The sequence below is a fragment of the Cupriavidus sp. GW823-FHT07B10 genome (assembly GCF_058794355.1).
Genome location: NZ_JBXAGS010000020.1, coordinates 89,047 through 110,180 on the forward strand (window position 1 = coordinate 89,047; position 21,134 = coordinate 110,180).

General features: G+C 63.6%; 20 protein-coding genes and 3 pseudogenes. 14 read left to right on the plus strand and 9 right to left on the minus strand.

Going from position 1 to position 21,134, the window contains the following annotated elements:
• Positions 1-10 precede the first annotated feature (10 nt).
• From AC1Q6V_RS29185 to AC1Q6V_RS29220, 8 genes are all read left to right on the plus strand, one after another.
• A complete protein-coding gene (locus AC1Q6V_RS29185) occupies positions 11-1,471 on the plus strand; it encodes an indolepyruvate oxidoreductase subunit beta family protein (RefSeq protein ID WP_434475898.1) in 1,461 nt (486 codons plus the stop codon).
• A 28-nt stretch (positions 1,472-1,499) separates the two neighbouring features.
• Positions 1,500-1,955: an acyl-CoA thioesterase gene (locus AC1Q6V_RS29190; RefSeq protein WP_284494949.1), complete on the plus strand. Its 456-nt coding sequence runs from the start codon at positions 1,500-1,502 to the stop codon at positions 1,953-1,955.
• Between the two features lie 62 nt (positions 1,956-2,017).
• Positions 2,018-4,339, plus strand: a complete 2,322-nt coding sequence (locus AC1Q6V_RS29195; RefSeq protein WP_284494950.1) for a bifunctional salicylyl-CoA 5-hydroxylase/oxidoreductase — start codon at positions 2,018-2,020, stop codon at positions 4,337-4,339.
• 60 nt (positions 4,340-4,399) lie between these two features.
• Positions 4,400-5,524: a cupin domain-containing protein gene (locus AC1Q6V_RS29200; RefSeq protein WP_114133228.1), complete on the plus strand. Its 1,125-nt coding sequence runs from the start codon at positions 4,400-4,402 to the stop codon at positions 5,522-5,524.
• A gap of 71 nt (positions 5,525-5,595) precedes the next feature.
• Complete coding sequence (locus tag AC1Q6V_RS29205; protein ID WP_284494951.1) at positions 5,596-6,507, plus strand: fumarylacetoacetate hydrolase family protein; 912 nt, start codon at positions 5,596-5,598, stop codon at positions 6,505-6,507.
• A 52-nt stretch (positions 6,508-6,559) separates the two neighbouring features.
• The gene (locus AC1Q6V_RS29210; protein WP_284494952.1) at positions 6,560-7,594 is read left to right on the plus strand and encodes a carbon-nitrogen hydrolase family protein; all 1,035 of its coding nucleotides are present in this window, start codon (positions 6,560-6,562) and stop codon (positions 7,592-7,594) included.
• Positions 7,595-8,365 (plus strand): maleate cis-trans isomerase family protein, encoded by a 771-nt coding sequence (locus AC1Q6V_RS29215; RefSeq protein ID WP_284494953.1) that lies wholly within the window; start codon positions 7,595-7,597, stop codon positions 8,363-8,365.
• A 53-nt stretch (positions 8,366-8,418) separates the two neighbouring features.
• Positions 8,419-9,042 (plus strand): flavin reductase family protein, encoded by a 624-nt coding sequence (locus AC1Q6V_RS29220; protein ID WP_284494954.1) that lies wholly within the window; start codon positions 8,419-8,421, stop codon positions 9,040-9,042.
• A gap of 15 nt (positions 9,043-9,057) precedes the next feature.
• On the opposite strand, the gene AC1Q6V_RS29225 is transcribed toward AC1Q6V_RS29220, so the two are convergent.
• Positions 9,058-9,516: a MarR family winged helix-turn-helix transcriptional regulator gene (locus AC1Q6V_RS29225; protein ID WP_284494955.1), complete on the minus strand. Its 459-nt coding sequence runs from the start codon at positions 9,514-9,516 to the stop codon at positions 9,058-9,060.
• A gap of 256 nt (positions 9,517-9,772) precedes the next feature.
• On the minus strand, positions 9,773-9,934 hold the full coding sequence (locus tag AC1Q6V_RS29230) for a hypothetical protein (RefSeq protein WP_350146233.1): 162 nt from the start codon (positions 9,932-9,934) through the stop codon (positions 9,773-9,775).
• Positions 9,935-10,252: 318 nt separating this feature from the next.
• Here AC1Q6V_RS29230 and AC1Q6V_RS29235 point away from each other — a divergent pair.
• From AC1Q6V_RS29235 to AC1Q6V_RS29255, 5 genes and pseudogenes are all read left to right on the plus strand, one after another.
• Positions 10,253-11,064, plus strand: a protein-coding gene (locus AC1Q6V_RS29235) for an IS5 family transposase (protein WP_284494956.1) whose coding sequence is annotated in 2 segments (ribosomal slippage) — positions 10,253-10,601 and positions 10,601-11,064 — 813 coding nt in all. Because the reading frame shifts where the segments join, the coding sequence is not laid out codon by codon here.
• Between the two features lie 137 nt (positions 11,065-11,201).
• Positions 11,202-11,795: pseudogene (locus AC1Q6V_RS29240) on the plus strand (IS110 family RNA-guided transposase); the annotation flags it as partial.
• Positions 11,796-12,209: 414 nt separating this feature from the next.
• The gene (locus tag AC1Q6V_RS29245) at positions 12,210-12,359 is read left to right on the plus strand and encodes a hypothetical protein (RefSeq protein WP_284494957.1); all 150 of its coding nucleotides are present in this window, start codon (positions 12,210-12,212) and stop codon (positions 12,357-12,359) included.
• A 351-nt stretch (positions 12,360-12,710) separates the two neighbouring features.
• Positions 12,711-13,694 carry a Bug family tripartite tricarboxylate transporter substrate binding protein gene (locus AC1Q6V_RS29250; RefSeq protein ID WP_284494958.1) on the plus strand — a complete coding sequence of 328 codons (984 nt, stop codon included), beginning with the start codon at positions 12,711-12,713 and terminating at the stop codon, positions 13,692-13,694.
• Positions 13,695-13,825: 131 nt separating this feature from the next.
• A pseudogene (locus AC1Q6V_RS29255) lies at positions 13,826-13,957 on the plus strand (LacI family DNA-binding transcriptional regulator); the annotation flags it as partial.
• A 112-nt stretch (positions 13,958-14,069) separates the two neighbouring features.
• Here the strand turns inward: AC1Q6V_RS29255 and AC1Q6V_RS29260 are convergent.
• From AC1Q6V_RS29260 to AC1Q6V_RS29275, 4 genes and pseudogenes are all read right to left on the minus strand, one after another.
• Positions 14,070-14,683: pseudogene (locus AC1Q6V_RS29260) on the minus strand (aldehyde dehydrogenase family protein); the annotation flags it as partial.
• 695 nt (positions 14,684-15,378) lie between these two features.
• Positions 15,379-17,013, minus strand: a complete 1,635-nt coding sequence (locus AC1Q6V_RS29265; protein WP_284494959.1) for a 3-(methylthio)propionyl-CoA ligase — start codon at positions 17,011-17,013, stop codon at positions 15,379-15,381.
• A gap of 108 nt (positions 17,014-17,121) precedes the next feature.
• Positions 17,122-17,850 (minus strand): alpha/beta fold hydrolase, encoded by a 729-nt coding sequence (locus AC1Q6V_RS29270; RefSeq protein ID WP_284494960.1) that lies wholly within the window; start codon positions 17,848-17,850, stop codon positions 17,122-17,124.
• A gap of 8 nt (positions 17,851-17,858) precedes the next feature.
• The gene (locus AC1Q6V_RS29275; RefSeq protein WP_284494961.1) at positions 17,859-18,614 is read right to left on the minus strand and encodes an SDR family NAD(P)-dependent oxidoreductase; all 756 of its coding nucleotides are present in this window, start codon (positions 18,612-18,614) and stop codon (positions 17,859-17,861) included.
• A gap of 350 nt (positions 18,615-18,964) precedes the next feature.
• Between AC1Q6V_RS29275 and AC1Q6V_RS29280 the strand changes: the two genes are divergently transcribed.
• Positions 18,965-19,618: a GntR family transcriptional regulator gene (locus AC1Q6V_RS29280; RefSeq protein WP_284494962.1), complete on the plus strand. Its 654-nt coding sequence runs from the start codon at positions 18,965-18,967 to the stop codon at positions 19,616-19,618.
• 99 nt (positions 19,619-19,717) lie between these two features.
• Here AC1Q6V_RS29280 and AC1Q6V_RS29285 read toward each other — a convergent pair whose 3' ends face one another.
• From AC1Q6V_RS29285 to AC1Q6V_RS29295, 3 genes are all read right to left on the minus strand, one after another.
• Positions 19,718-19,915, minus strand: a complete 198-nt coding sequence (locus tag AC1Q6V_RS29285; RefSeq protein WP_017511339.1) for a hypothetical protein — start codon at positions 19,913-19,915, stop codon at positions 19,718-19,720.
• Positions 19,916-19,943: 28 nt separating this feature from the next.
• Entirely contained in the window at positions 19,944-20,744 is an 801-nt protein-coding gene (locus tag AC1Q6V_RS29290) for a sterol desaturase family protein (protein WP_492344613.1), read from the minus strand.
• A 73-nt stretch (positions 20,745-20,817) separates the two neighbouring features.
• Positions 20,818-21,114, minus strand: coding sequence for a DUF6166 domain-containing protein (locus tag AC1Q6V_RS29295; protein ID WP_284494964.1), 297 nt, complete (start codon positions 21,112-21,114; stop codon positions 20,818-20,820).
• Positions 21,115-21,134 lie beyond the last annotated feature (20 nt).

Consider the following 21,134-nt stretch of genomic DNA (forward strand, 5'->3'; position numbering starts at 1 on the left):
CATCCTGGCCATGGGCGGCGAAGGCGGCGGCGTGCTGGCCGACTGGATCGTGGATCTGGGCGAGCACAACGGCTATATCGCGCAAACCACGTCGGTGCCCGGCGTGGCGCAGCGCACCGGCGCCACCATCTATTACGTCGAGCTGTTCCCGCGCGATCTGGCCGAACAGGCCGGCCGCCAGCCGGTGCTAGCGCTGATGCCCACTCCTGGCGATGTCGATGTGGTGCTCGCCTCCGAACTGATGGAAGCCGGCCGCGCCGTGCAGCGCGGGCTGGTGACGCCGGAGCGCACCACGCTGGTGTCTTCCACCCATCGCGTGTATTCCATCGCCGAGAAATCCGCGATGGGCGACGGCCGCGTCGACAGCAATGAGCTGATTGCCCATGCCGGCAAGGCCGCCAAACGCTTTGTGCGCTTCGACATGGCGCAGGCCGCCGAAGCCAGCGGCAGCGTCATCAGCGCCGTGCTGTTCGGCGCGCTGGCGGGTACCGGCGTGCTGCCGTTCAGCCGGGCGCAGTTCGAAGCCACCATCGAGCGCGGCGGCGTGGGCGTGAAGCCCAGCCTGCGCGCTTTTGGCGCGGCGTTCGCCATCGCCGAGGCCGCCGAGACGCCCGCCGCGGAAGCCGCAAAGCCGCTGGGCGAACTCAAGCCGCAGGATCCCAGGGTCGCGCAGTTGCTGCAGCGCGCCCGCGCCGAACAACCGGCCGAGAACTGGCCCGTCGTGGTCGAAGGCGTGCGCCGCATGATCGACTACCAGGACGTAGCCTACGCCGGCCTGTACCTGGATCGGCTGGCTGCCGTGCGGCGGGCCGTCGGCAACGGCGATATCGCGCTGCTGCGCGAAACCGCGCGTCACCTGGCGCTGTGGATGTCGTACGAGGACACCATTCGCGTGGCCGACCTCAAGACCCGCGACTCGCGCTTCGCGCGCGTGCGCGGCGAGGTGCGCGCCGGCGACAAGCAGCTGATGGCGATCAACGAGTTCATGCACCCGCGCCTGGAAGAAATCTGCGAGACGCTGCCGGCCGGACTCGGCCGCTGGCTGATGCATCCGCATTTCGTGCACCGCCTGGTGCGCCGCTTCACCACGTCGGGCCGCGTGGTCACCACCAGCTCGCTGCGGGGCTACCTGATGCTGTGGGCGGTGTCGCGTCTGCGCGGCATCCGCCGCAGCACGCTGCGCTATGCGCTGGAAACCGAGCGTATCGAAGGCTGGCTGGCCCAGGTGCTGGCCGCCGCGCGCCTCAACCCTGCGCTGGCGCTGGAAGTGGTGCAGTGCCAGCGGCTGGTGAAGGGTTACAGCGACACCCATGTGCGCGGCCTGACCAACTACCAGACCCTGATGAACGCCGTGATGCGCGCGGGTGCCCGCCTGGCCCCGGCCACGCTGCGCGAGCTGCGCGAAGCCGCGCTTGCCGACGAGCACGGCAAGAAGCTGAAGGAAGCCCTCGCCCGCCACGCGCTGGCGTGATCACTCGCAAACCCAGGAACCGTAGACCATGAGCACTACGCATACCTTCCGGCGCCAGCACAAGATCCATTTCTCGGAATGCGACCCGGCCGGCATCGTCTTCTACCCGCAGTACTTCGTGCTGTTCAACGACCTGATCGAACGCTGGGTCGACACCCTGTTGCCGGACGGCTACCACGGCGTGATCGGCGCGCGCCGGCTGGGCATGCCGACCGTGCACCTAGAGGTGGACTTCAAGGCGATCAGCCGCTTTGGCGACCAGGTCTGGCTGGAGCTGGAAGTGGTGCGCCTGGGGGGCAAGTCGATCACGCTGGCCTGGCGCTGCACCGGCGCAGACGGCGAGCTGCGCATGGCGGCCACGCAGACCATCGTGATGACTTCGCTGGACACGCACCTGGCGATCCCGGTGCCCGATGACCTGCGGGGCGCCATCGAACACGGCCCTGCCCCCGCAGACCAGCCTTATCCCGAAATCACCGTCTGAATGCCGACGGACCCGCAGTGCGGGTTCCGAGTGCTCCGGTAGTAACCTGATTGGAAGCAGCCATGAACATTGTATGTATCGGCGGTGGCCCCGCCGGCCTGTATTTCGGCCTGTTGATGAAACTCCAGGATCCCGCCAACAAGGTCGTGGTGGTCGAGCGCAACCGTCCCTATGACACCTTCGGCTGGGGCGTGGTGTTCTCCGACGCCACCATGGACAACCTGCGCGAGGCCGACCCGGTCTCGGCCGAGACCATCGGCGATGCGTTCAACCGCTGGGACGATGTCGAAGTCCACTTCAAGGGCCGCGCGGTGCGCAGCGGCGGCCACGGCTTTATCGGCATCGGCCGCAAGAAGCTGCTGAACATCCTGCAGGCGCGCTGCGAGGAAGTCGGTGTGGAACTGGTGTTCGAGAACTACGTCGAGGACGACCAGGCCATCGCGCGCAAGTACAACGCCGACCTGGTGCTGGCTTCGGACGGCCTCAACAGCGTGGTGCGCAAGCGCTATGCCGACACCTTCCGCCCCGACATCGACACGCGCAACTGCCGCTTTGTCTGGCTGGGCACGAAGAAGGTGTTCGACGCCTTCAACTTCATCTTCGTTCCGACCGAGCATGGCTGGTTCCAGGCGCATGCCTACCGTTTCGAGGACGGCACCTCGACCTTCATCGTCGAGACCCCGGAAGAAACCTGGAAGGCCGCCGGCATCGACCAGATGAGCCAGGAAGAGGGCATCGCCTACTGCGAGAAGCTGTTCGCCCCGTACCTGGACGGCAATCCGCTGATCAGTAACGCCGGTCACCTGCGCGGCTCGGCGATCTGGATCCAGTTCCCGCGCGTGATCTGCGATCGATGGGTGCACTGGAACAACCTGGCCGACGACAGCGGCCTGGAAAAGAAGGTGCCCGTGGTGCTGATGGGCGATGCCGCCCACACCGCGCACTTCTCGATCGGCTCCGGCACCAAGCTGGCGCTGGAAGATGCCATCGAGCTGGCGCGCACCCTCCGCAACACCGACGGCCCGCTGGAAGATGCGCTGAAGCACTACGAGGCGGTGCGCTCGGTGGAAGTGCTCAAGATCCAGAACGCCGCGCGCAATTCGACCGAATGGTTCGAGAATGTCAGGCGCTATGAAGACCTGGAGCCCGAGCAGTTCGCCTACTCGCTGCTGACCCGCTCGCAGCGCATTTCGCACGAGAACCTGCGCGTGCGCGACAAGGCCTGGCTGGAAGGCTACGAGTCATGGCTGGCCGGACGCGCCGGCACGGATGCCACAGCCGTGCCGCCGATGCTGACGCCGTACACCGTGCGCGGCGTGGAACTGAAGAACCGCGTGGTGGTGTCGCCCACCGCCATGTACTCGTGCCAGATGGGCGTGCCGGGCAATTTCCACATGGTGCACCTGGGCAGCCGCGCACTGGGCGGTGCCGGCCTGGTGATGGTGGAAATGACGGCGGTGTCGCCGGACGGCCGCATCACCGAGGGTTGCCCGGGCCTGTGGAATGACCAGCAGGCGGGGGCATTCGCCGGCATCGTCGGCTTCGTGCATGAGCACACCAGCGCGCGCATCGGCGTGCAGATCGGCCACGCCGGCCGCCGCGGCTCGACGCAGCTGGGATGGGAGCAGATGGACCACCCGCTGGCCGAGGGCAACTGGCCGCTGATCTCGGCCTCCGCGCTGCCGTACCTGCCGGGCGTTTCGCAGACGCCGCGCGCCATGACCCGCGCAGACATGGACCGCGTGCGCGATGACTTCGTCGCCGCCACCCGGCGTGCCGCCGCCGCCGGCTTTGACTGGCTGGAGCTGCAGGCCGGCCACGGCTACCTGCTGTCGAACTTCCTCTCGCCAGTGACCAACCAGCGCACCGACGAGTACGGCGGCTCGCTGGAGAACCGCATGGCCTACCCGCTGGAAGTGCTGCGCGCGGTGCGCGCGGCATGGCCGCAGGACAAGCCGGTGTCGGTGCGCATCTCCGCCACTGACTGGGTCGAAGGCGGCAACAGCGCCGACGACGCGGTGGCCATGGCGCGCCTGTTCAAGCAAGCCGGTGCCGACATGATCGACTGCTCTTCAGGGGAAGTCAGCCCCGAGCAGAAGCCGGTCTACGGCCGCATGTTCCAGACCCCGTTCGCCGACCGCGTGCGCAACGAGGCAGGCGTGCCGACCATCGCCGTGGGCGCGATCACCGAAGCCGACCAGGTCAACGGGATCATCGCCTCGGGCCGCGCCGACCTGTGCGCGCTGTCGCGCCCGTACCTGGCCGATCCGGCCTGGCTGCTGCGCGAGACCGCGCAACTGGGCTACCGCCGCATGGAATGGCCCAAGCAGTACCTGTTCGCCAAGGATCAGCTGGAGCGCAGCATCAAGCGCGCGGCGGCCTGACGATGGCTCGTCCCTCTCTCGTCCACGGGAGAGGGAGAAACCAGACCAAAGAGGAAGACGATGTCGAATACCTCGTATGACACCTACCGCGAGAACGTAGCCGGCCGCGCCGACGTGGAAGACACGCCCGAGCTGGTCGCCTACTACAAGGAGCTCGATGCGCTCAAGACCGGCGCGCTCTGGACCGTGGCCAACAAGATCGAGCCGTGGCAGCCGAAGTCAGAATCGGTGCCGGTGCTGTGGCGCTACCGCGACCTGCGTGATCACGTGCTGCGCTCGGTCGACCTGGTAACGCCGGAGAAGGCCGGCCGCCGCGTGATCTACCTGAACAACCCGGGCCGCCAGGACGTTTCGGCAGCAGTGGGCTGGCTCTATTCGGGCCTGCAGGTGATGCATCCCGGCGAAGCCGCCTCGGCACACGCGCACTCGTCGTCGGCGCTGCGCTTCATCATGGAAGGCAGCGGCGCCTACACCATCGTCGACGGCCACAAGATGACGCTGAACGCCAACGACTTCGTACTCACGCCCAACGGGACCTGGCATGAGCATGGCGTGGCGGCCGAAGGCACCACCTGCATCTGGCAGGACGGCCTGGACATTCCGCTGGTCAACGCCATGGAGGCCGGTTTCTACGCCGTGCACCCGGACCTGCAGCAAGCTGTGACTCACCCGGTCGACGACATGCCGGCGATCTGGGGCGGCAAGGGCCTGCGCCCGCACGAAGGCAACTGGACCAAGCCGTATTCGCCGCTCTACAAGTACGAATGGGCGCCGACCTACGAGGCGCTGGTACGCCACAGCAAGGTCACCGACGGCAGCCCGTTCGACGGCGTGCTGATGCACTACGTCAATCCGGTCACCGGCGGCCCGGTGATGCCGACCATCGGCGCCAGCATGCAGCTGCTGCGTCCTGGCGAAGCCACCCAGGCCCACCGCCACACCGGCAGCTTCATCTACCAGGTAGCCAAGGGCAGTGGCTACTCGGTCATCAACGGCCAGCGCTTCGACTGGACCGAGCGCGACATCTTCTGCGTGCCGTCGTGGGCCTTCCATGAGCACGCGAACGCGTCGGCCAGCGATGACGCCGTGCTGTTCTGCTTCAACGACCTGCCGGTGATGCATTCGCTGGGCCTGTACCGCGAGCAAGCGCTGGCAGAGAACGGTGGGCATCAGGTGGTCCTCTGAACGCGGCCAGTACGTCTTTTTCCCATTTTTGCAGCCGCACCGGATGCGGCCTTTTCCGGAGTTATCAAACCATGCGTCTCGTAACCTATCGCGCTGAAGTCGCTGCCGCCGCCCGCCTGGGCGCCATCGTCGACGGCAATGTCGTTGACCTCGCCCGCTTCGGCGCCGCCGCCGGCGTGGATATTCCCGCCACCATGCTCGAGTTCATCGACCTGGGTCCCGAGGCGGTGCGCTCGACCAGCGCGCTGCTGAGCGAGTACCGCGGCAAGCTGCCGTTCGGCGTGGCCGTGCCCGCTTCCAACGTCAAGCTGCTCGCGCCGATCCCGCGCCCGCGCAAGAACATCTGGGGCATCGGCCTGAACTACGTCGAGCACGTCGCCGAATCCAGCCGCAGCCTGGACACCTCGAAGGAGCTGCCGAAGGAGCCGGTGATCTTCTCCAAACCGCCCACCACCGTGATCGGCCCGGGCGATGCCATCGAGCACAACAAGGAAATCACCCAGCAGATGGACTGGGAAGTCGAGCTGGCCGTCATCATCGGCACGCGCGGCAAGGGCGTGAAGGAAGCCGACGCGCTCAACTACGTGTTCGGCTACAGCGTGATGATCGACATCTCGGCACGCGACTGCCGCCGCGCCGGCCAGTGGATCTACTCCAAGGGCCAGGACACCTATGCCCCGTTCGGCCCGGTCATCGTCACCGCCGACGAAATCCCCGACCCGCACACGCTGGACCTGTCGCTGACCGTCAACGGCGTGACCAAGCAGCGCTCCAACACCCGCCACATGCTGTTCAAGGTGCCGGCGCTGATCGCGGACATCAGCAAGGGCATGGCGCTGGAACCCGGCGACATCATCGCCACCGGCACGCCCGACGGCGTGGGCGCGGGCCGCACCCCGCAGGAATGGCTGTGGCCGGGCGACACCGTGGTAGCCACGGTGGAAGGCATCGGCGAGCTGCGCCACCCGGTGGTAGCTGTCTAAATCCCGTCATCCCCGCGCAAGCGGGGATGACCGCTGCAAGCGAGGCACACATATGCTCAATCTGCCCAAGTTCAAGGCTGCGGCCGTCCAGGCGGCTCCGGTCTTCCTCGATGCCGACGCCACGGTCGACAAGGTCTGCCGCCTGATCAAGGAGGCCGCCGACAACGGTGCGAAGCTGGTCGCCTTTCCGGAAGTGTTCGTGGCCGGCTACCCGTACTGGAGCTGGCTGACTAACCCGGTCGACGCCAGTCCCTGGTTCGAGAAGCTGGTCAAGGCTTCCATCGAGGTCCCCGGCCCGGAGATCCGCAAGATCGCGCAGGCCGCGCAGGCCAACCACATCAACGTGATCGTTGGCGTGAACGAACGCAGCCGCACCGGCGTCGGCACCCTCTTCAATACGCTGGTGACCATCAGCGACGAAGGCCGCATCCTGGGGCGCCACCGCAAGCTGGTGCCGACCTGGGCCGAGAAGCTGACCTGGGCCAATGGCGACGCCTCGGCGCTGCGCGTGCACCAGACCAGCGTCGGCCCGCTCGGCTCGCTGGCCTGCGGCGAGAACACCAACACGCTGGCGCGCTTCTCGCTGCTGTCGCAGGGCGAGCTGATGCACGTGGCCAGCTACATCGCGCTGCCGGTGGCCCCGGCCGACTACGACATGGCCGAGGCCATCAAGGTGCGCGCCGCCGCCCACTGCTTCGAGGGCAAGGTGTTCACCGCGGTGTCGTGCTCGACCGTGTCGGAGGAAATCATCGAGGCCATGAGCCCGCTGAACCCCAAGGCGCGCGAGCTGCTGTCGCGCCGCAACAGCGCCTTCTCCGGCTTCCTGGGCCCGGATGGCCGCGTCATCGGCGAGCCGCTGATCGACGTGGAAGGCATCGTCTACGCCGACATCGACCTGTCGCGCTGCATCCAGCCGCGCCAGATGCACGACATCACCGGCCACTACAACCGCTTCGACATCTTCGACCTGCGCGTCAACCGCCGGCCGCTGCAGCCCGCCCAGTTTCTGGACGGCGCCAGCCAGGCCTTCGACCTCGACGCCGAGGAAGCGGAACTCAACGCATTCGACCTTTCCGAGAGCAAGTAAATGTCTTTTCTGCTGACGCCCCAGAAGCCGTTGCGCATCGGGCAGATCGTACCGTCCTCCAATACCACCATGGAGACGGAAATCCCCGCCATGTTGCGCGAGCGCGAGAAGGACTTCGCCGAGCGCTTCACCTTCCACTCCAGCCGCATGCGCATGAAGAATGTGGTGAAGGAAGAGCTGGAAGCCATGGACCGCGACAGCGACCGCTGCGCCATCGAGCTCTCCGACGCGCGCGTCGACGTGCTGGGCTACGCCTGCCTGGTGGCCATCATGAGCATGGGCAAGGGCTATCACCGCGTCTCCGAGGCGCGCCTGACCCAGCGCACCGTCGACAACGGCAACCCCGCGCCGGTGGTGACCAGCGCCGGCGCGCTGGTGGACGGCCTGCGCGCCATGGGCGCGAAGCGTGTCTCGGTGGTGTGCCCGTATATGAAGCCGCTGACGAAGATGGTGGTCGAGTACATCGAGAGCGAAGGCATCGAGGTCAAGGACTACACCGCCCTGGAGATCCCCGACAACCTGCAGGTCGCCGCGCAGGATCCGGCCAACCTGCTGGAGATCTACAAGCGCATCGACACCACCGGTGTCGACGCCATCGTGCTGTCGGCCTGCGTGCAGATGCAGTCGCTGCCGTCGATCCAGAAGGTGCAGGACGAGTCGGGCATCCCGACGGTATCGGCCGCCGTGGCCACCACCTGGCAGATGCTGCGCAAGCTGGACCTGCGCACCGAGGTCGCCGGGTGCGGCGAGCTGCTGAGCGGCAAGTACTGAGCGCCATCCCACGCTTTCGTCGTCCCTGCTCCCGCGGGGACGACGCTTCGCACATGCACATGGACGACATTCACTTCTACGAGCCCGCGCGCGGTCACGGCCTGCGGCACGATCCGCTGGCCGCCATTGTCGGCCCGCGCCCGATCGGCTGGATTTCGACGGTGGACAAGGCCGGGCGCTCCAACCTGGCGCCCTACGCATTCTTCAACGTCTTCAACTACACGCCGCCGGTGGTGGCGTTCTCCAGCGTCGGCTACAAGGACACCGTGCGCAACGTCGAGGACATTGGCGAGTTCGTCTGGAACCTGGTGACGCGCCCGCTGGCCGAGCGCATGAACATGACCAGCGCCGGCGTCGCGCCCGAGGTCGACGAGTTCGGCCTGGCGGGCCTGACGCCGGTGCCGTCGCGCCTGGTGTCGGCGCCTCGCGTGCAGGAGAGCCCGGTATCGTTCGAGTGCCGCGCGACCAAGGTCATGCAGCTGAACCAGGCCGACGGCGCCATGCTCGATACCTGGATGGTGCTGGGCGAGGTCGTCGGCGTGCATATCGACCGGGCCTTCCTGCCGGACGGGGTCTATGACACCGCCGCCGCACGCCCCATCCTGCGCGGCGGCGGTCCGGCCGACTACTACGAGGTCAGCAGGTCGACGCTGTTCCAGATGCGCCGGCCGGCCTGAGGCGCGGCCCTGCTCTCAGTTGGCAGGGCGGTGCAGGTGGATCAGCAGCTTCAGCGTGGCGCGCAGCTCGTCGGCCTTTTTCTTGCCGAGCGGCGCCAGCACATGGTCCTCGTGGGCCCGGGCCTGTGCGATCAGGGTGGAGGTCAGCTTCTGCCCGCGCGGCGTGATGCGCACCAGCGTGATGCGCCGGTCGGTCTCGTGCGGGATGCGCTTGACGTAGCCCTGCGCCTCCATGCGGTCGAGCAGGCGCGTCACGGTGGGCTGCTTGGTCACCGAGATCTGCGCCAGTTCCCCGATGCTGATTGGCTTGCCGCCGGACAGCGTGGACAGGACGCGCCAGTCAGAGATGGTGAAACCATTGGCCTGCACGATCACGTGGAATTCCCCCGAGATCAGCTGGCTGGCCTGGGCCAGCAAGGCCGGAGTGTAGTTGTCGACGAAATCGTCGTCGGCGGTGTCGATGGGCTGGTTCATGCGTTCCGGTAGACGGGAAGCGGCCTCGTCGGCCGCGCGACGGGCAGAACATACCACGGCGGGAGCGTTCGTCCACGGCAAGGCAATTGAAAATGACAGGTGGTTGGCGGCCGCAGGCGTGATCACGCTGGGCCAGTTGGCCGACCGCGTTAACGGCCTCGGCGATGGCTGGACCCGGGCCATCCCCGGCCTTCAGCGCCGGCAAGGCCCGAGCGATCGAGGCGTTCCTCGCGGCGCACGCCACTACGCTGACCCTCTACGTTGGTGGGCACGCCGCCGTGCCGGCGACCGCGCTGATGCCGCTTGACAAGCTGTTCGTGCCGCCGGCCTTGGACGGGCAAGATGGCTTCGTCCAGCCCATGGCCGCCTGGATGACATCGTGTAGCCGACTCAGTGTAATGTGCTCCGGAATGACCACGCGTCACCAAGCCGGCGGACTCAAGCCGCGCAGCGCAATTCGGAGCTGAAGCACGGCGATCGCCGGCTGAAGATCGGATGACATGCGCGCATTCTATGTGCTCACTCGCCTCTTGGAAGTGGCACGGTCGTTTTCCCCCAATTTGGCGCGGACTCCCATGCTGATCGACGGCACGCCACAGCAGGTAGGGAGAGGTGGCGCCGTTTGTTCGGACAGGGATCCGGAGCTTTTAAGAAGCCCTAACAAAAAGAGTTTGCAGGGCTGTTAACTTCAAGTGACTTTTGTTAACCTTTGCGTTGTTTCCCTCGCGCAAAGGACATGGCCAAACCAATACTCGACGACGATCTGTGGGCACTCATTCAGCCATTGCTACCGCCACCGAAGGCACGACGCGCCCGCTATCCCGGCCGCAAGCCGCTGGACGATCGGGCGGTGCTCACCGGCATTCTGTTCGTCCTTCAGTCCGGCATTCCCTGGGAGATGCTGCCCAAGGAAATGGGCTGTGGCTCCGGGATGAGTTGCTGGCGACGTCTGCATGCCTGGCAGAAGGCCGGTGTTTGGGACCGTCTCCACGAAGTGTTGCTGGCCAAGTTGCGTGCGGCGGACCGCATCGATTGGTCACGTGTCATCGTCGATTCCTCTTCCATTCGTGCTGTGGGGTCGGGTCAAAAACAGGACCCAACCCCACCGATCGCGCGCGACCCGGTTCAAAGCATCACCTCCTGACGGAGGCCCAAGGCATACCACTGGCGCTGATACTGACCGGCGCCAATCGCAACGACGTCACCCAACTGCTGCCGCTGGTCGAGGCGATTCCGCCTCTGCGCGGCAAGCGCGGCCGACCGCTATCCAAGCCACTCATCGTTCAGGGTGATCGCGGATACGACCACGACAAGTACCGCAGACCGCTTCATGCCGCGGGCATTGCCACCGAGATCGCCCGTCGTGGCGAACCGCACGGCAGCGGTCTTGGCAAAACCCGCTGGGTTGTCGAACGAACGATTGCCTGGCTACACAACTTCAAGCGATTGCGCGTCCGTTTCGAACGCCTCGCCACCATCCATGAAGCACTCCTGAAGATCGCTTGTTGCATCATCTGTTGGCGACACCTCAGGAAGTCATTTTGTTAGGGCTTCTAAGTGGAAGCGCTGGGGCAGTCAGGCTGCCGATTTGAGCGCTGGCAGCGTTGCGAAGTATGCCTCATCCGGGGTCTGGTCCGCCAGACTGGAATGGGACCGTCGTTGGTTAATGGGATGGACGCCCCCACCCGTCACAGCATCGGCACGTTCTCGGCCGTGTGCGCGAACTCATCGAAGACGCCAGCAATGAGCTGCCAGGCAGCTTCCGGCTGTTGATCGAGCGCCTGCTCGATCACCTCAAGGAACTCGATACCCAGGTCGGCGAGCTCGAGGCCCAGATCAAGGCATCGCACCGCAACAGCGAAGCAAGTCGCAAGCTTGAGAAGATCCCCGGCATCGGCCCGATTACAGCGAGCGCGCTCGTGGCTACGGTCGGGGACGCCAAGAACTCTAAGAACGGGCAACTCGCGGCCTGGATGGGCCTCGTACCCGCCCAGTCGTCCAGCGGAGGCAAGACGACCCTACTCGGCATCAGCAAGCGTGGCGACACCTATCTGAGAACCTTGCTCATCCACGGGGCACGATCCGCAGTGACGGCGTTTCGGAGCAAGCCGGATCAGCACAGCAATCCATGGCTGCAGAAGCTCCTGGAGCGACGGAACCTCAACGTCGCTGCCGTCGCTCTGGCGAACAAGAACGCACGAATCGTCTGGGCGCTGCTTGCATGCGACCGGGAGTACGAATCAGGCTTCTCGCCAGCAACGGCCGGCACAGCCGCTTAGCGACGGCAGACCAATACGCATCCAACCAACCTGACCCCGGAGAACTTCCACACCCCCCAAAGATTGCTCAGGCAACACGCAGATTGATGGCAGGACAGGTCAGACCGTGACCGGCAGAGCCCGACTGGTACAACGAACTCCGAGTTCACTTGGTTGATGGGGCGTCGGTCAGCGGATTCCATCAGGGACCGCGGGCATGAGCCCGAACGAAATCCGGATACATGGCTGCAATCTACCTTTTAGCCATCGACCTCGCGCAGCGCTTGGCAAACCGGGGGCGTCCATACAGCCGCTGGCTCTTGCTGAGCCTGGATCGCTTGCCGACCGATCAACAATCGGGCACGTGCTGCTGCGCGACCCCAACCTGCCCGAAGCGATGCTGCGCAAGACTGGCCCGGCCGCACCGCGCGCGGCTTGTGCCACACCCTGTATGGGGCGCTGCTCGAAGTAAGCGAAGCCTACCTGCACCGCGTGGTGGAAGTGGCGGACGGTTCGCTGCTGGATGCCAACCGGAGCCTGCGCCTGCGCTTTGGGGCCGGCACGCAGGCGGCCGACGGCAATTAGCCGGGCAGCGGGGTAATCCCGGCTGCGAAACTGCGCAATATGGCTTGCGCCGGGTTTCGCACAGAATGAACTCGCCAGCTTCAGGAAGTTGCGTAGACGGCTGGTCATGATCCTCACGTGTGCCTTCCGCGTCCGTCCGCCCAGGCGCCCGATTTCGCATTCTTTGCAGAATCCGGATAACGGCAAGAAGGCACCCGCACCGATACTCATTCCAACGTTCATGACTCAGCCCGCAGCCTTCCGATGCCAGCCATTTTCCGCCCTCTTTCCTTCCGTCCTCCGAAGCTCTGCGCCATCAGTCTTGCCCTGGTACTGGGCCTAGGATTCATACAACAATAGAGGAGACATACCATGCACCGTTGTCTACGACAATTGGGAATCGCGGCGCTTTGCGTGATGGCATTGTGTGGATGGCGGCCGGCCCTTGCCAAGGATTGGCCCGCGCAGTCCATTCGAGTCGTCCTGCCCTATCCACCAGGCGGTGCTTCCGATATCACGGCACGGCTGCTGAGTGCCAAAGTCAGCCAGGCTTGGGGAGAGTCTGTGGTTGTCGAGAACCGGCCGGGCGCCAACGGCATTATCGCCAACGAAGTCGTGGCAAAGGCGCAGCCAGACGGCTATACGGTGTTGATGGCCAACCTTGGCCCGAATGCCATCAATCCAGCCGTCTATGCAAAGCTTCCGTACGATACCGTCAAGGACTTTGCCCCGGTAGTGCTGCTGACCAAGGTGCCGCTGATCATTGTCACGGCGGCCGGCTCTCCGGTCAGGGATCTCAGGCAATTGATCGCCATGGCGAGAGAGAAACCAGGTCAGGTCACGTTTGGCTCCGCCGGCAACGGTGCCGGGAGCCACCTGGCTGGCGAACTGCTGAATACCATGGCGGCCGTCACGATGTCCCACGTGCCCTACAAGGGTGACGCACCGGCACTGACCGATGTGCTCGGGCAGCAGATCAGCATCGCATTGCCGACCGCGCTTGCGGGTATGCCACAGGTCAAGAGCGGCAAGCTTCGGGCATTGGCTGTCACTAGCAAAAAGCGCCTGCCCTCGTTGCCTGACGTACCCACCGTGGACGAGGCCTTGGGAATTAGCGGATTCGAGGCAGTTTCATGGGGCGGCTTCATGGTACCGCACGGCACGCCATCCACAATCATTGCTAGGATGAATGCGGAATTCAACAAGGCGCTGCAAGTGCCCGAGGTTCGCGAAAAGCTGACAGCACAGGGCGCAGAGATCACAGGCGGCACGCCAGAAGCGTTCGATGCCTTTCTGCACGCCGAGTTGGCGAAATGGAAGCGCGTGGCAGACGCAGCGAAGGTGCGGCTAGACTGATGTGGCGGATCCGGACGTGGGCACGTCAAGCCCAGGCGAGGCATGTAAAATTAAGTGCCATGCCCCTGTCCTGCCCGACATTGGGCGACGAGAAGAAATCCTGGCGGAAGCCAGCGCTCCCACGGTCTGATATGGTCAATGTGAAGCAGGTCGCCCTACTCGCCGGCGTGTCATCCGCCACAGTGTCGCGTGCGCTGTCCGCACCCGAGTTGCTGCGGCCCGGAACGCTCCAGCGCGTGCAGAAGGCTATGGCCAGTCTCGACTTTGTGCCGTCCGCCGCCGCGCGAGTCCTTCGGTCAGGCCGAACGCGTTCTATCGGCATTATTGCGCCGACATTGATGAACGAGTTGTACGCCAAGGCGGTGGACACGCTGGAAGCATGTTCGCGGCGGGAACCTGAGACAGTGCTGGCGCGGCCGCACGCTCGAAATTCTGCAGACCGTCGCCGTCTACCGCCAGCACCAAGCCAGGATTTGTGCAGAATTGACCCACACCTAGGGTCAGAGATGCGACAAACTGCGCTGCGATAGCATCGGCTCGCTGCGACAGCGCACCCGGCAGCATTATGACCGGATTGATGGAACTCATCTCGGCATAGACCGGAATCGGCTCTGGCCGTGCCTGGGCGATCTTCATCAACGCCGTGCCGCCAGCACGCGACCCGGTGAAGCCAACGGCTTTGATGCGGGGGTCAGTCACCAGCGCTTGGCCGATTTCGCGGCCTGTGTCGAACAGCAGCGAAAACACCCCTTCTGGTAAGCCGTGGTCTTGCGCGGCCTTCTGTATCGCGCGTCCAACGAGCTCAGACGTGCCAGGATGGGCAGAATGCGCCTTTACGATGACTGGACAACCGGCGGCCAAGGCAGACGCCGTATCGCCGCCGGCAACCGAAAACGCCAACGGAAAGTTCGATGCACCGAATACGGCCACAGGTCCAAGCGGGACATTCCGCAGCCGCAGATCGGGATACGCGGCTGCGGCTTGCGTTCGGGCTAGACGTTCGCCATAGGGCCGCCTACGATTGGCGTCATGAACACACTGACCGTAATCGATTCCCATACCGGCGGCGAACCTACGCGCCTGGTGATCTCGTCCGTTCATCATCGGCTATGGCTCCTCGCCTTCCCGATACGGACCAGCCCTGTGCTGCGACTGGCCAGACGAGAGATCTCCCGGTTCCCGTGCAAGGAGCGTACGTACATGCCAGGGTCTCCGACCACGCCGGATCGTCAGGGAGCTCGCGCTTACGCACCCTTCCGTGTTGCCTTCCGCGCCTTGAACAGCGTCGGCACCCGGGATATCAACTCTATCGTGGCTCAATGGCTGGCCTGCACGCACCCCTGTCAACGCTTCGCAACGTACCTCGCGGTGCGCTACGCATGACTCGGGGCCAGCATGATTCGCTAGTTCTTTGCTGTTAGGGACTTTCACCCTTTACTCCTTGCCGGTCTCCCGGCGCACTCAAGGTAGTTGTCGCCTCAGTCATGCAGCCAAGGGCTGTATTTCTTTTGTCTGTGACGCCATGACCACCACCGAGTCCCGTTCAGGGTTAAGCCTCGCGGCTCCTCCGGTTTCTGCAGTGTGGTCAATTCGCGCTCGCGAGGCGACGCGCATGGGTGTCTTCTGCCTGCAGCCGTAGCACCTGAGCGAACACGGCTGCGGCATACCAAGTCTGGTCTAGCTATCAGGCCTCAGTAGTTGTCAGTCGGTAGTCGGCGAGTTGTTCACGCAGGCGCATCTTCAGGATCTTGCCAGTCGCACCGATCGGGATGCTTTCCATAAACACCACATCGTCCGGGATCTGCCACTTGGCCGTCTTGCCCTCGTAGAACGCGAGCAGTTCCTCGCGCGTGACCTCTGCGCCAGGCTTCTTGACCACAGCGATAATCGGCCGCTCTTCCCACTTCGGGTGGTGAGCGCTGATGCACGCGGCAATGGCCACGGCCGGGTGCGCCACGGCGATGTTCTCGATGTCGATGGAACTGATCCACTCGCCGCCAGATTTGATCAAGTCCTTGCTGCGGTCAGTGATCTGCATGAAACCGTCCGCATCGATCGTGGCTACGTCGCCAGTAGGAAACCATCCGTCCACCAACGGATCGCCGCCTTCGCTCTTGAAGTACGCTTTGATCACCCACGGCCCCTTGACCAGGAGATCCCCATAGGTCTCACCGTCCCAGGGCAATTCCTTGCCGTCGGTGTCCACAATCTTCATGTCCAACCCTGACAATGCGCGCCCCTGCTTGAGCCGGATCGCCAGTTGCGCTTCAGTTTCCAGACTCAGATGCTTTTCCTTCAGCATGCACAGCGTGCCCAGGGGACTTGTCTCCGTCATGCCCCACGCATGCAGTACGTCCACGCCATATTGATCGCGGAAGGCATTGATCATGGCTGGCGGGCAGGCCGAGCCGCCGATCATCGTCCGCTTGAGAGTGCTGAACTTCAGGCCATTGCCCTGCGTATGCGCCAGCAGCATCTGCCAGACGGTCGGCACGCCAGCGGCGAATGTAACCTTCTCGGCCTCGATCAACCCATGGATGGACTTGCCATCCTGTGCCGGGCCTGGAAACACAAGCTTGCAGCCCGCCAGGGCCGCGGAATATGGAAGCCCCCAGGCGCTGACGTGGAACATCGGTACCACTGGCAGCACCGATTCGCGGGCCGACAGATTCATCGCGTCCGGCAGCGTTGCTGCGAGAGCGTGCAGCGTGGTCGAGCGGTGGCTGTACAGCACCCCTTTCGGATTGCCGGTGGTACCGCTGGTGTAGCACATGCTGGAGGCGGAATTCTCGTCGAACTCGGGCCAGTCGTAGGTGTCAGCTTGCCCCGCGATCCAGGCTTCGTAGCTCACGAGGTTCGGAATGCCGGTGTCCTGCGGCAGCTTGTCTGCGTCGGCCAGCGCCACCCACTTCTTCACCGTGGGGCACTGGGTATGCACGGCCTGCACTAGCGGCAGGAAGTTGGTGTCGAAGGCCAGCACCTGGTCCTCGGCGTGGTTGATGATCCAGGCGATCTGGTCGGGGTGCAGGCGCGGGTTGATGGTGTGCAGCACGCGGCCCGAGCCCGAGACGCCGTAGAAGAGCTCCAGGTGGCGGTAGCCATTCCAGGCCAGCGTGGCCACCCGATCGGAGAATGCCAGCTTATCGGCGTCGAGCGCGTTGGCCACGCAGCGCGCGCGCCGTGCGACGTCGACCCAGGTGCAGCGGTGGATATCGCCCTCAACGCGGCGAGAGACGATTTCGGCTTCACCATGGTGGCGCTCAGCAAAGTGGATCAGGTTGGAAATCAAAAGCGGACGAACTTGCATCAAACCGAGCATGGAACACGCTCCTTGTGTGAAAAGAATGTCGGTAAGCACGAGCACTCATCACCGCATCCCGCCAGGGATGTGGTGCGGCGCCAGAGAAACGTCTTGTCGCCAGCGTCCTCAGCTCGAGGGACTGCTGCTGCGTTCGATGTCCTGCGTCAGAAGTTCGACGAGGCGCTCAGGCATCGTGATGTGCGGGTTGTGCGTTGCATTCAGCTCGTGAAACGACCAGCCGGAATGGCTGCGGGCGCGTGCGGCAGAACTGCCGAAGCTGTCGTACAGACCGATCCGTGTGCAGTAGACATACGTGGCCGGGAGACGGCTCGCATGGTCCCTCGCCGGCAGTGCGGATGTGAACGTGTGCAAGGGCTGAGGCCCTCGTCGCGTCGCTGCGAGGTCGAGATCACGCGTGGGCGTGTCCTCGGGCATGGGCGTGGGTGGAATCAGCCACCCGAATCCCTTCTGCTGCGCGGCTTCCAGCACGCCCCGACTCTGTACCCGTGGCAAGAGGTCGAGCGCACACTCGCCGGGCTCCGGAAGCAGCGCATCGACGTAAATCAGCCGCCGGATCCGATTGGCCACCCGCGCAGCAACGCCAGTCGCAACCATCCCGCCATAGCTGTGTCCAACGAGCACGACATCGGATAGATCTTCGTGTTCGATGACCTGAACGATATCTTCGATGTGCGTGTTCAGGTCAATGCCAGGATTCAGCAAGTGCGCCCTCTCCCCCAAGCCGGTACAGGTCGGCATTACGAAGCGGATGCCCTTGCCGAGGAAAAGCGAATGCATCCGCCACCACGCCCACCCGCCGGACCAGGCACCATGCACTCCCACGAAGACAGGCATGGCCGGCCTCAGCATCGGTAGGCGAGGAAACCGCCATCCAGAAGGACTTCGGCACCGGTGACATAGGCGGCCGCATCCGATGCGAGAAACAGAATGGCATTGGCGGCATCCTCTCTGCCTCCAGTGCCACCGAGCGGCACGGTCTCGAAGAACTTCTTCCGCATGGCCGGATCCGCGGAGACCACGGACGTTCTCATCGGCGGCAACAGCCCCGGCACAATCGCATTGACGCGCACACCCGATCTTGCATACTCACCGGCTGCGCACCGGGTCATTCCAAGCACGCCCGCCTTGACCGCGGCATAGCCCATGTGAAGGCCGGGCAAACCGCAGTAGGCCGCAACCGACGACACCGTCACGATCGATCCGCCACCGGCCCGAACAATCGCTTTCGCCCCATGCCGAATCGCCAGGAAGGTCCCACGAATGTGCACCGACGTCAGCCGGTCCATGTAGTCAACATTTTCATGGTCCGGCACCATTCCGCTGATGCCGGCATTGCTGACAACGACATGCACGGCCCCAAAGACCTTTTCCGCGGACGCTATCGCGTGCCTCCAGTCCGTTTCGCTCGACACATCGAGCTTGACGAAAGACGCGTCCCCGCCCGTTTCATTGATGGCCTGCGTCACTGCGACGCCCTCATCCTCCAACAAGTCCGCGAGCACGACGCGAGCACCCTCGGCGGCGAACATCCTCGCCGTCACTTCACCAATGCCACCGGCAGCGCCAGTCACAAAAACAGTCTTGTCCTTGAACCGCATGCTTGTCTCCAATGTTGATGCCACCCCGTCAGGGCAGCTATTTGTGCATGTCTAATATTGTACATATATATTAGCGGCATGCAAAACTATACCCGCGATGAACCTCTTCGTATTGGCGAATGGAAACGATTTTGCCGTCGGACATGTCCACGGCAGGGCCACGGGCGAAAGCCATTCAGCTAACATATCAACCCTACACAGCTTCAACACTCAACCTGGGCGAGCATCGATGCCTCGCCATCGCGAACAATCAGAGGGCTATGCGACGGACATCCAACAAGGCAGCCAGCACGCGCGGACTTACGACCGACGCCGGACCAGGCGAACTCAGCAGGCAGCGGACCACCAAGATGGCAAAGCGCATGCAAGCGCCATCGCTCGCCGAGCAAGCCTACAAAGCCATCGAGGAACTGATCATCACGCTCCAATTACCGCCCGGCATGGCTTTGTCTGAAAGCAGCCTGTCTGAATCCCTGGAGATCGGCCGAACCCCCATTCGCGAGGCATTGCAACGACTCGCCATGGAGGGACTGGTATCCATCGTTCCCAAGCGCGGGGTGTTCGTTTCCGAAACAAACATCCTGACCCAACTGCGCTTGCTGGAACTGCGGCGTGAAGTTCAGCGTTTGCTGGCTCGGCTTGCTGCCGAGAGAGCCACCGTGGAGGAGAGGGCCAAGTTCGCCAACATTGAAGCTGGATTGACCCAAGCCGCCGCAGAGCATGATGAGAAGCTGTTTTCCCAGCTTGACCGTGAACTGGACGAGCGGATGTGGGACGCAGCGCGAAACGAATTCATTGTCAAGACGATGTCATTGATGCGTGGCCTGTCCCGGCGTTTCTGGTTTGAACACTATCGCCGCACGGGCGACCTTCCATTGGCCGCCAAGCTTCATGCAAAGATCGCGAAAGCCATAAGCCAGGGCAAGCCGGCGGATGCTGCGGCCGCGTCGGATCGCCTGATCGACTACATCGAGAGCTTTTCTCGCGAGACGATCGAAAAGTGACGGCGGCACGTGCGTACGGAAGCGCTCGGCTCCGTGCTCTGCGCGCACGGAACCAAGACCGCCGGCACAACATAACTTTGCCCGGAACATCGCGGTTTCCTACTGCGTTCCGCCCTCCCTTTCGGGAGCGTCCCGGCTGACATCCGGGAAAATCCAGATCGACAGCACCATGAACACCGCAAGGAAGAAGGCGACATAAGCCGGCCGGGACAGGTCGTGCGAGAGTTCGTACTGGCCGGTCAGCGCGAACACGCCGAAAATCAGAATCGAGAGAATGAATTTGAACTTGAACGGCATCGTGGACTCCTGGGGTGACGATTCGGTTTCAATGGGCGTCCGTGCGCGACTCGGGAATCTTGACGTTGCCCGGCTTGGGTGTGCGAGACGTCCGGCGCAGATTCTTCTTCAGGTACTTGCTGCTGTACCCATTGAACAGATGACCGAAGAAGCCGCGATCCAGGTCGGAGGTTCCGAGCAGCCAATCGAAAATGGGCGTACCGATTCCCATGTTGACTTCCATCATCAATGCTTGGTCATGGTGCGCCTGGTGATGCCTTCGCGCGGTATTGATGATGGGCAGATTGCGGATCAGCCAGTTGTCCTCGACGTGGCAGCAGAAGTGAACGACCTCGTAGAACATATAGCTGCCCGTCAGGGCAGTCATCAGAAGCCATCCAAAGTTGGGAGAAATGATGAGGCCGGCGGTCAGTGAGGGCGCGAGCGACAGCAGCGTCAACACGATCATGGTGAACGGGGGAAAGAATGTCACGCGCCAGTCGCGGTGATCCGCAAATCGCATCTCCTGCTCCGTGAAGAACTGGTGATGCATGAGGGTGTGCCGGATATAGAGTGCCCTCAGCATGGGACTCTTGCGCGGCCTGTGCATTGTTTGTGTGTGCAGAAGATATTCAGCGAGCTGATAGGAAAGGAACCCCAACGGCAGAGCCAGCCAATCCCGCCATTGCACACTCACGAGATTGGACGTGTAGATGTAGATGGCCGCGATACCACTCATCGCGATGATCATCAGATGCAGCCATCCGTGGTACCACCCTGCCACGCGATACCTGTATTCCTTGCGATAGCGACGTTGTCTGTCGCTCATACAGCTGTGTTGAAGTTCCATGATTACCTTCGTGGAAATCGGGTTGAAAAGCTGAAATTCAGGGGCAAATTGATCGCGAATCGCCAGTGCCGACTCAACTACAGGCGATGCGCAGGAACTCCTCGATGCTTTCCGAAGTCAGATGCCATTCGTTCGAAAGGTTCGCCACCATGGCTCGCATGAAGGCTTCCGAGGATGAGCGGGCCAGCCCGGCGTTGTCCGTATGGTCGAAAAGCAGCGCGAAGGCCAGCTGCCTGGGTTCCTGCCCTTCGTAGCCCCATTCGAATCCCATGTCCGTATAGCGTTGAATATCTGCCTTGTCGGGCAGCGGCCTGCCATCAACATGCACCTTGACGCCATCGATGGTTCGATCACCTGTGTAGGTTTTCATAGCTACTCCTTGTTGTGATG